Source organism: Streptomyces sp. P17 (assembly GCF_032436805.1).
In the GTDB taxonomy this organism is placed as follows: domain Bacteria; phylum Actinomycetota; class Actinomycetes; order Streptomycetales; family Streptomycetaceae; genus Streptomyces.
In genome coordinates this window covers 83,801-93,244 of record NZ_JAVRBF010000036.1, presented here as the reverse complement: position 1 = coordinate 93,244, position 9,444 = coordinate 83,801, and the positions used below count along the sequence as shown (strand labels likewise).

Sequence of the window (9,444 nt, the reverse complement as noted above, 5' to 3'; positions counted from 1 at the left end):
CAACGGTCCTCCGGCCACCCGACGTTCGGCACGGACGAGGCCCCGAGCGCGGCACAGACAAGGCACTGGTCACGCTGGGCAGCTGAATACCCGCGGGGCTGCCTCCAACGGTCCTCCGGCCACCCGACGTTCGGCACGGACGAGGCCCCGAGCGCGGCACAGACAAGGCACTGGTCACGCTGAGCAGCTGAATACCCGCGGGGCTGTCTCCAACGGTCCTCCGGACACCCGACGTTCGGCACGGACGAGGCCCCGAGCGCGGCACAGACAAGGCACTGGTCACGCTGGGCAGCTGAGCAGACCCCGGGCGACCTCCAGCGGGTCCCCGTCGAGTTCGGCATGCACCGCCATGACCAGCTCCGGTCGCGCAAGCACCGTCTCCCCCGCCGGATCCCCGGCCGCCCGGGCCGCGAGCCCGAGGCCCACCCAGGTCTCGGGGTCGCCGTCCCCGTGCAGGATCCGCTCCCGGTACGCCCGCAGCGCGGCCGCCGTGTCCCCGGTGACCAGGGCGACGTCCTCGGGCCGGGCGCCCTCCACGGTGGCGCCGGGGTCCTCGCGCAGAGCCTCGAAGCCGACCGGGTCGGCCAGCAGCCAGCGCAACAGCACCGCACGGGTGTCGAGGCCGCGCGCCGGAGTGCCCGGGACGAGCTCCGGCTCACCCTTGCCCTCCGGGCGCCCCTCCGCATGTGCGCGTACCACCCGCGGGTCGGGACGCAGGTGATACGCACGCCAGGTCGCCCGGTGATCGGCCGCCGCGAGCTCGGCGGCGACCCGGGCCCGCGTCTCCACCGGCTCCGCCAGCCAGGGCGCGAGCCGCCCCGACAGCTCGGCCACCAGCCGCCGCCCCAGCTCGGTCAGCCCTTGCGCCGCGCCGATCGCGCGCAGGGCGTGCGCGGTCTGGTCCCGCCACAGCGCGAACTCGAAGCGCCCGAGCGGGTGTTCACGCCGCCGCCAGAACCCGGTGACCCCGAAGAAGGCGTACACCCCCTGCAACAGCCCACCCAGCGGCCGCGGGTCGTCCCGCCAAGGGGCGTAGTACAGCCGCCCACCGCCCTGGTCGTCGTAGAGGGTGAACAGGTGCATGAACGCGCTGAGTTTGTTGTGCTGGAACTCGTGCACCAACGTCGAGGCGAGCTGCTCCCCGTCGTCCGGGACGGAGGCGAGGGCCGCGCCGAAGGCGTCGCCGGAGGAGGCGCTGTGCGGACGGAAGCGCTCGGCGCGGGGTCGGGGTACGAGGGCCACGAGCCCGTCGCGCAAGGCCCCCGCCGCCTCGGCATCCTGCCCGCGCAGGATCCCCCGGGCCTCCTCGAACAGCTCCTGCCAGACCTCGGCGGAGACGGGCTCGGCGGGGACCGGCGTGCGCAGGGTGCGGTAGGGGTCGGCGTCGTCCAGGAGCAGGGCATGACCGTCGGCGCTCAGCCGGGTCAGGGGGTGCCAGTCGGGCCCACCGAGCGGCAGTCCGCCGACGAGCACGCGCCCGTCCGTGGCGGTCACTTCAGCCGTGGCAGCGCCTGGCACCCGCATGGCTCCGAGGGTGGGCAGTACGGCCCACCCTTCCTGTACGGGGACGGCGGTACGGAAGTCCAGCCCGGCCAGGATCGCCGCGCTCGCCGCGACGGCGTGCGGATAGCCGGTGTCCGGGGGCGCGTCCCCGGCCGCCGTACCGCGCAGCCGCCGCAGGGTGTGCGCCGCCCAGACGCCGACGGCCGGATAGGCCAGCAGCTCCTCGAAGGCGGCCTCGTCCACGGCCCGCGCCCGCATGAGGAGTTGCCAGGCATCTGTCAGCGGATGTGCGCCGGAGGCGTCCAGCAGGGCCCGTACGACGAGCAGCCGCCAACTGCGCTCAGTCGCCCGCAGCCCGGCCACGGCGGCGGTCCCGCCCCCGCCGCCGAGCAGTTCGTCGAAGACATCGGCCGAGAGGATGTGCGAGCTGCTCACGCTTCGTCGCGCTGGGGGTTGTAGCCACCGAGGCTGCTGGCCGGGTCGTCGATACGGCTGAGCAGCCGCCGCAGTGAGCCGTCGGCAGCCGGGAGAGGGAGGGAGGGCCAGGTCTCCAGCGGAACACCGCTGAGGTCGATCAGCTCGGACTCGACTCCGGACTTGTCCATGACCCCGTCCATTTCCCTGTTTCAGGTGTTTTACGTGGTTTCAGCGGCGACCCTAGTGCATCACAGAGACCTCACGGGTTCATGGCGTCGAATCCACCCGGATCGAGTGACAAAACGGTGGTGGGGGTAGGGGCCGGAGGTGAGGGAACTCGTGGAAACGATCGAGGAGTTGTGAGCGGGGGTGGCGGGGCTGATTCCGGAACGGGTGGCGGAGGTGCTGGCAGTTCCGAGCGGGAGCGGCGCCTGGCGGCACGGGTCCGGGTACCGGGTGGGAGACCGCTGGGTGCTCACGGCCGCCCATGTGGTCGGTCAGCAGCGCGAGACAGTCGTACGGTTCGGGGCCGATCGCGTCGGTCAAGGCGCCCGCGTGGCGCTGCACTCCGACAAGGCCGACCTGGCACTGCTGGAGCTCGCCGGCCGGCTCGTCCCCGAGAGCGGTGGGCCGCCCTTCTACGGCGCGGTACCGGAGACGGACGCGACCCTGCCGTTCACGACCGTGGGCTTCCCCCTCTTCAAGACGAGCTGGGATCCCGGGACCCGGACCTACTACCGCGACCCCTGCCACGCGAGCGGCGTGATCTCGGTGCTGTCCAACCGCCGCGAGGGCACCCTCGAACTCGCCGTGTCGCCGCCCCACGCCGGTCCCGATCCGCACCGCTCACCGTGGGAGGGCATGTCCGGAGCGGCGGTCTGGCATGACGGGGCCCTGATCGGCCTGGTCAGCGCGCACCATCTCAACGACGGCCTGGGCCGCCTCGCCGCCGTCCGCGTGGACCGCTGGTACGAGCTGCTGACGAGCACCGAACTCGCCCTGATGCACCAGTACGCCGGCCTGCCCGCCACCCCGGCCGAGCTGACCGGTATCGCCGCCCCGCCCGACGGCACCGTCAGCCTGGCGAACCTGCCCGAGAACCTCCCCTTGCGCGAACTCGACGGCCTCGTCACCGCCTTGACCGCCCTCCCCTCCGTCAGCGACCGCAACGGCCTGGCCCTCATCCTCGACAGCATCGACCCGGTGATCTCGGCCATGAGCCCGCGCTCGCCCGCCCTGCGCCCTGACGTGTTCGGAATCCTCCGCACCTGTCTGCGCTATCGCGGGACCTTGGACCAACTCCTGGAAGCGATACGGTTGGTGGAGGGCGATTCCGTCGGGGTGGCCCGAATGGACCAGGAGGCGGTGGAGTTGTCCCGGCGCCATCGCTGACCTGATATCGCAGCGCCGCACGGGCGCGGGGTTTCATCCCCTGTACGGCGGGCCATTATCAGGGGGATGTGAGCAGCCCGCACCACAAGTGCAGCCGGGGGGAAGGGGTTTGGCCGTCATGGAGCCGTCTGTGGCCGCCGTCGAGTCCAACCTAGTCGATCTCGCGGGGGTGTCTCTTGAAACGCTGCGCTCCATGGACAGCCAGGTTCTCGCCGGATCCCTGGAGGAGCTGCGGCAACGCATCGACCTCGCGCAGGCGAGCGTCAGCGATTTCAATCCCAGCGCGGAGCGGTACGACTGATTCCAGGGCCGCCGATGCGTGCTGATCTCACGCTCCCCCACCATCGTCTGCCCTCGGCAGGCCTGGACGAACTGACCTGCGGCGAGGGCGGTCCGGCCACGGTCGACCTGCTGCTCGCCGCCGAACGCAGCCGCCGGCTGCTGCTGTTACGGATGCTGGACGACGCGACCGACCTTGGCCCCGCCTGGAACCTGCTCAGCGCGGCACAGCGCCGGGCGCCGGAGGCCGTGGACGAGTTGCTGATGTACCCGCAGACCGGAATGTGGCTGGCCAACGCGCTGCGCGGACTGCGCGGGGGCGCACCGCAGGACGGCCCGCCGCTGTGGGTGCTGCTGGGCCATGTGTCGTCCGTGGCCGCCGCGGCGGCGCTACGCGCGGAGCTGGACTTCTCGATCGAGGTCCCGATGCGCCACGGCCGGGTACCACTTCCCACCCTGGGCTGCGCGGAACTGCCCGCGACCGAGCCGTGGACGACCGCGACGGTCCGGGGTGCGGCGGGCCGTGCGGTCGTGCTGGCACCTGGTGCCGAGGTCGCCGTACCGACGCCACCGGAGGCTCCCGCCCCGGGCTGGCACCCGCTGCGGCGCCTCACGGTCGGCCCAGCGAACCACCGGCTCGACCTGGCGCTGGACGACGTGGACCCGTACCGGACGTATCCCCGGCCGACGGAGCCGCGTCCGCTGTCCGAGGAAGCCACGGAGCAGTGGCGGCGGCTGCTGGAGCGGGCCTGGGCGGTGCTGCTGGACGAACAGCCGAGGACCGCGGAGGCGATGCGAAGGGGTCTGCTGTCCCTGACTCCGGGCCCGGCGAGGGAAAGGTTTCGGCCACGCAGTGTGACGGCTGGGGATGCGTTCGGCGGCATCGAATCCTCGGATCCGGACGACCATGTACAGCTGGCGGTCACCCTCATCCACGAGTTCCAGCACACCAAGCTGGGCGGCCTGCTGCATCTGACACCGCTGCTCACCCAGGACACGACGGACGCCCCGGAACTCTGGTACGCCCCCTGGCGCGACGACCCCCGGCCGCTGGACGGCCTGATGCAGGGCATCTACGCCTTCGTGGGCATCGCCCGCTTCTGGCGCACCCACCGCCTGGCCTCGGGCGCGGCGACTCCCATGGCGCACTTCGAGTTCGCCCTGTGGCGGGCCCATGTGACCACCGCCCTGCGCCAGGTCCACCGCCACGAACGCCTGACGCCGGTGGGCGCACAGCTCCTGGACCGCCTGTACGCCCTGTGCACCCGCTGGCTGGACGAACCGGTCCCCGACTCCCCCCTGGCCCTGGCCCGAATGTGCGCCGCGGACCACGCCACCCGCTGGCGCTCCCACCACCTGCGTCCCCCGGAGCCGGCGGTGGCGGAAGCGACCCGGGCCTGGCTGTCCGGCGCCCCCACCCCGCCGCGCTCCCTGGCGGCGACTCCTGTGGTGGCCACGGACGAGTCGGCCCGCTGGCTGGACACCCTCGCCGTCCTGACCCGCCACCGCCTGTCGGGCGAGGACACGGAGAAGGCGGCGGCAACGGTCACGGGAGCGCTGAGGGCCGACGCCCTCCTGGCAGCGGGAGAAGCCGAAGCCGCCCAAGAGGCCTACACCGCACACCTGCTGACCACCCCGGACCACCCCACCGCCTGGGCGGGCCTGTCCCAGTCCCTGGCACTCACCGGAACATCCCCCACGGCGGCACACTTCCTGCGCCACCACCCGGAACGGGCCCGAGCGGTGTTCCGGTCGCTGACCTCAGCGACGGGGACACCACCGGACCCGATCAGGCTGGCAACCTGGCTGGCGCCGTAGCCGCGCCCCGCGCCGGCTAGAGCGGCATCGGATCGATGTCGCAGTTCGCCCGCTCCCGGGCCCGGGCCTGCACCGTCGCTGGGTGGGGGGCCGGCTCCGCCGAGCGCAGACGGGGCACGTCCAGGACCTGTTCCATCCGGGCCAGCGTGTCCGCGCGCAGCAGCTCCGCCTCGTCCTCCTCACCCAGCGCCGCCAGGTCGAGGGAGAGGTTCGCCGCGCACACCAGGGCCGTCGGATGGTTCTCCCCCATCCGCTCCCGGCCCAACTCCAGCGCTCGCTCCCCCAGTTCACGCGCCTCGGTCACCTGACCCAGGGCGCTCAGATCGCTCGCCAGGTTGATGGCACAGGCGAGGGCGATCGGATGCCCCTCCCCCAGCCGGTCCGTCAGCGACGCCAGCGCCTCCTCGTCCAGGGCCCGCGCCTCCTCGGCCCGCCCCAGCAGACGCAAGGTCACCGCGAGGTCCACATCCGCGGCCAGCACATGGGGGTGATCGGCCCGGAAGACACGGCGGAAGCGTTCGCTGGTCTTGACGCCCCTGTCCCGCGCCGCCTCCAACTCCCCGTTGTGCCGCAGCGCCACCGACAGCGCCAGCGCCGCCGTAAGGGATTCGGGGTGGGTGTCGCCGTAGCGACGGGTGAACTGGTTGAAGGCCTCCCGCGCCAGTTCCAGCGCCGTCGCGTGGTCGCCCTCCTTGCGGCAGGCCTCGCCGAGCTGGCGCAGCGTCTGGAGCGTGGAGGGGTTCCCGGCGCCGAAGACGGGACGGAAGCCGTCGACGACCGCCTCCTGGAGGGACCGCGCGCCGACGTAGTCGCCGGTCTCGCGGACGTCGATGGCGATACTGCCCTCGGTGATCAGCGACTGGTGGTGATCCCGCCCGTACAGCCGCGTCTTCAGCGCGTGCGTGTGCTGGTCCAGCTCCAGCGCCCGCTGGAACTCCCCCACCAGACGCAGGCTCACGCCGAGGTTGTGGGCGGTGCCCAGCGTCGTCGGGTCGTCGTCGCCGAACGCGCGGCGGGCCCGGTCGTAGGCCATCTCGTCCAGTTCCGCGCCCGCGGCGAAGTCGCCCTGGACTCGGCGCACGGCCGCCTCCAGCATCATCGCCTCCAGCGCGTCCTCACGGGTGTCCTCCCGCTCCTCGGGCGCGGTACGGGCGTAGACGTCCTTGAGCTGCGCGACCAGCCGGGAGGCGTCGTCGTAGCGTCCGACCTTCAGATACAGGAAGCCCAGCCACCAGCCCATCAGCCGGGTCTGCTGGTCCTCCTCGCCGAACAGCGTCTGCCAGGTCTGCCACGCCTGCTCGGTGAATTCGCGGGCCACCTTGTGGTCGCCCCAGTACCAGAGGTACCTGGCGACGTTCATCACGAGCTCGCGGACCCAGGGCTGGTCGGACTCGATCGCGTTCGAGGCGATCACATGGCCGTACAGCTCGGCGTAGCGCGGCCAGTTGGCCGCCTGGTTGGGCCCCTTGGGGTCGGCGGCGGCCAGGAGGGTGTGAGCCCCGTTGCGCATGCGGTTCTGTTCCTCGGGGGTCATGCGGTGGATCAGCACGGCCTGGACCAGGCGGTGCATCTCGATCGAGTTGGTGCGGTGGTCGATACGGGCGAGGGAGTAGCGGTTGATCTCCCGGATGGCGCGGGCGAGCCGCATCGGGTCGTTGAGGGCCCGGTCCAGTGCCGGGTCGATGGTGGAGCCGCCGAGGCCGGAGAAGATCGAGCGCGAGATGGGGTCGGGCGCGAAGTACGAGCACAGCTGGAGCAGGCGCAGCGCGGTGAGGCTGCGGATCTCCAGGTGGTCCAGCGAGACGTTCCACGCGGCGGCGACCGGGAGTTGGTAGTCCGGCGGCGGGGATACCTCGAGCAGTTCGGCCCGCTTGTGCTCGAACAGCCGCAGATACTCCGAGGCCGGCATCCCGGTCTCCGCCCGCCAGGCCGCGGCCTGCTCCAGCGCCAGCGGCAGGTCACCGAGGGCATCGGCGAGCCGGTCCGCCTCGGCGTCGTCGAGGTCGTCGGGCCCGGAGCGGCGCAGTAGCTCCTTGCTCTCCTCGCGGGTGAAGACATCGACCTCCAGGGACGGGCCGACCACGCTCCACCGGCGGTTGCGGGAGGTGACGAGGATGGTGCCGCTGCCCCCGGTCGGGAAGTAGTCGCGGACCACGTCCGGGCTGTCGGCGTTGTCGAAGATCAGCAGCCAGCGGGAGTACGGCCGCCCCTCGCGCAGCGCCTCCCGCACCGCGGGCCCGGCGATATTGGCCTCGGCGCTGGTGACCAGGCCGAGCCGCTGGGCCAGCTCCACCAGGGCCTGCCCGATCTGCCCCGGCCGCTCGGCGGGGATCCACCACACCACGTCGTACTCCGACTGATGGCGGTAGGCGTACTCGATGGCCAGCTGCGTCTTGCCGACACCGCCCATGCCGTGGATGGCCTCGGGCAGCACGGTGGTGGTGCCCTCGCGCAGCCGCTCGCTCAGTCGCTCCAGAAGGTCCACGCGGCCGGTGAAGTTCGGGTTGCGCGGCGGGATGTTGCCCCAGATGCGCGGCGTCGAACGCCCGCTCTCCACCGCGGGCTGCGTATGCGTGGCGGTCATGGCCGTGGCTCCTTCTGAAGTTGTCCCGGCCCCCGTCGGGGCCTGTTCGGCGTGGCGGTCGCTCTGGGGAGCGGTGTGGGAGCCCACGCCCTTGCGCAGGCTGACGGAGTTCTGCCGGTCGTACTCGCGCAGGGCGCGGGCCAGGCGCTCGGCTCTCGGGAGGAACCGCCCGGACAGGGCGCGCAGCGCGGCCAGTTCGACGCGCAGGAAGGCGACATTGCGCCGGGTGACCGAGGGCACGTCGGCCGTTTCGAAGAGTTCCTCGGGCGCGGGCAGGACGGGCTCGGTGTCCTGGGGTGCGGTGGCGAGCAGTCCGCGTACGTCGTGCAGCACCCGGGCGGTGTCCCTGCGCCGGGACAGCGCCAATAACTCCTGGCGGATATTGGGGCCGAAGACGAAGGCCACATCGGCCACGCGCTCGGCGTCCGCGCCGGCGGGCCGTACGAGGCCGCTCATCAGCAGCTCGGCCAGATGGGCGGGCCCGGCGCCCGGCACCGAGGCGGTCACCGCGCTCATCACGGGCAAGGTGAGCGGCGCCGCGGCGAGCCGGGTGGCCAGCGCGAACGCGGTCGGGGACGCGGCCGCCCGGAAGTCCGAGACCCGCTCCCAGGGCGGTACGGCACTGGCCGGGTCGGGCACGTCCTCCACCCAGGGCACGGCCCGCGCCGCGTCCGGCCTGCGCTTCCAGTCCCGGGCCCGTACACCCGACATCTCCAGCCACTCGCCGGAGCCGCCGGTCACCAGGTCCACCCAGCCGGACAGGGAGTGCTCCGTCGGCTCCAGTACGGGCACCGGGACCACACCGGCCCTGGCGTCCGGGTCGTCGACGGGTTCCAGGGGGGAGGTGCGCAGTTCCCAGCGCAGGGAGTCGTTCGGCGCCCAGGGGCGGGCGCTGCTGAACCGCATCCGGTTCACATCGAGGCCGGTACGGGACCACAGGTGCTGCGGCAGCAGCTGCAGCACCGCGAGCGGCTCGGTCCGGCCGAGCTCGCGCAGCAGCGGAAGCACCGCGTCCGAGCGCCAGCCCGCGGCGAGCCCGTCGGTCAGCACCAGGACCATCCGGCGCTCGGAAGGCGACAGCGGCAGATGCTCCAGCCGGATCCGGGCCGGCTCGGTGTCATCGGAACTGAGCAGTCGTACGGTGCTGATCCCGCCCAGTCGCTCCTCGCGGGCGAGGTCGTCGGCCAGCTTCTCGACCGTCTCCCGCCACACCCGCATGGTCGCGTGGTCGTCCACGACGAGAAGCACGGACGGAGGGTCCGCGGAGTGTGAGCGCACCAGTTCGCTCAGGGCGAGCGGTACGGCGTCCAGTGATGCTTCGTCAGACGCCGTTTCCACCGCTGATCGTGGGACATCGTCACACTGCATAAGCGCTCTCAGAGCGTCCGGTAAGGCCCGAGGACGGAGGGAGTGCCGAAGAGGAGTCCCGCATTCCGCGGGCATGCGTGACA

At 72.3% G+C, this 9,444-nt stretch carries 6 protein-coding genes; 3 read left to right on the top strand and 3 right to left on the bottom strand.

The window, feature by feature from the left end; genetic code table 11:
* Positions 1–279 precede the first annotated feature (279 nt).
* Positions 280–1,938 carry an HEXXH motif domain-containing protein gene (locus tag RMT89_RS23530; protein ID WP_315885755.1) on the bottom strand — a complete coding sequence of 553 codons (1,659 nt, stop codon included), beginning with the start codon at positions 1,936–1,938 and terminating at the stop codon, positions 280–282.
* The gene (locus tag RMT89_RS23525; RefSeq protein WP_315885754.1) at positions 1,935–2,108 is read right to left on the bottom strand and encodes a hypothetical protein; all 174 of its coding nucleotides are present in this window, start codon (positions 2,106–2,108) and stop codon (positions 1,935–1,937) included. The genes RMT89_RS23530 and RMT89_RS23525 overlap by 4 nt, the downstream gene beginning before the upstream one ends.
* 181 nt (positions 2,109–2,289) lie before the next feature.
* On the opposite strand from RMT89_RS23525, the gene RMT89_RS23520 reads away from it, so the two are divergent.
* The 3 genes from RMT89_RS23520 (at position 2,290) to RMT89_RS23510 (ending at position 5,409) form a co-directional block, all read left to right on the top strand.
* Positions 2,290–3,312 carry an effector-associated domain 2-containing protein gene (locus RMT89_RS23520; RefSeq protein WP_315885753.1) on the top strand — a complete coding sequence of 341 codons (1,023 nt, stop codon included), beginning with the start codon at positions 2,290–2,292 and terminating at the stop codon, positions 3,310–3,312.
* Positions 3,313–3,442: 130 nt separating this feature from the next.
* Positions 3,443–3,613 carry a hypothetical protein gene (locus tag RMT89_RS23515; RefSeq protein ID WP_315885752.1) on the top strand — a complete coding sequence of 57 codons (171 nt, stop codon included), beginning with the start codon at positions 3,443–3,445 and terminating at the stop codon, positions 3,611–3,613.
* 14 nt (positions 3,614–3,627) lie between these two features.
* Positions 3,628–5,409 (top strand): HEXXH motif domain-containing protein, encoded by a 1,782-nt coding sequence (locus RMT89_RS23510; RefSeq protein ID WP_315885751.1) that lies wholly within the window; start codon positions 3,628–3,630, stop codon positions 5,407–5,409.
* Between the two features lie 16 nt (positions 5,410–5,425).
* Here the strand turns inward: RMT89_RS23510 and fxsT are convergent, their stop codons facing one another.
* Positions 5,426–9,436: an FxSxx-COOH system tetratricopeptide repeat protein gene (fxsT, locus tag RMT89_RS23505; protein ID WP_315885750.1), complete on the bottom strand. Its 4,011-nt coding sequence runs from the start codon at positions 9,434–9,436 to the stop codon at positions 5,426–5,428.
* Positions 9,437–9,444: the final 8 nt, after the last annotated feature.

Coding starts and splice junctions, on each gene's coding strand:
- RMT89_RS23525 (WP_315885754.1), bottom strand. CDS start 2,108: ATGGACAAGTCCGGAGTCGAGTCCGAGCTGATCGACCTCAGCGGTGTT.
- RMT89_RS23510 (WP_315885751.1), top strand. CDS start 3,628: ATGCGTGCTGATCTCACGCTCCCCCACCATCGTCTGCCCTCGGCAGGC.
- fxsT (WP_315885750.1), bottom strand. CDS start 9,436: ATGCCCGCGGAATGCGGGACTCCTCTTCGGCACTCCCTCCGTCCTCGG.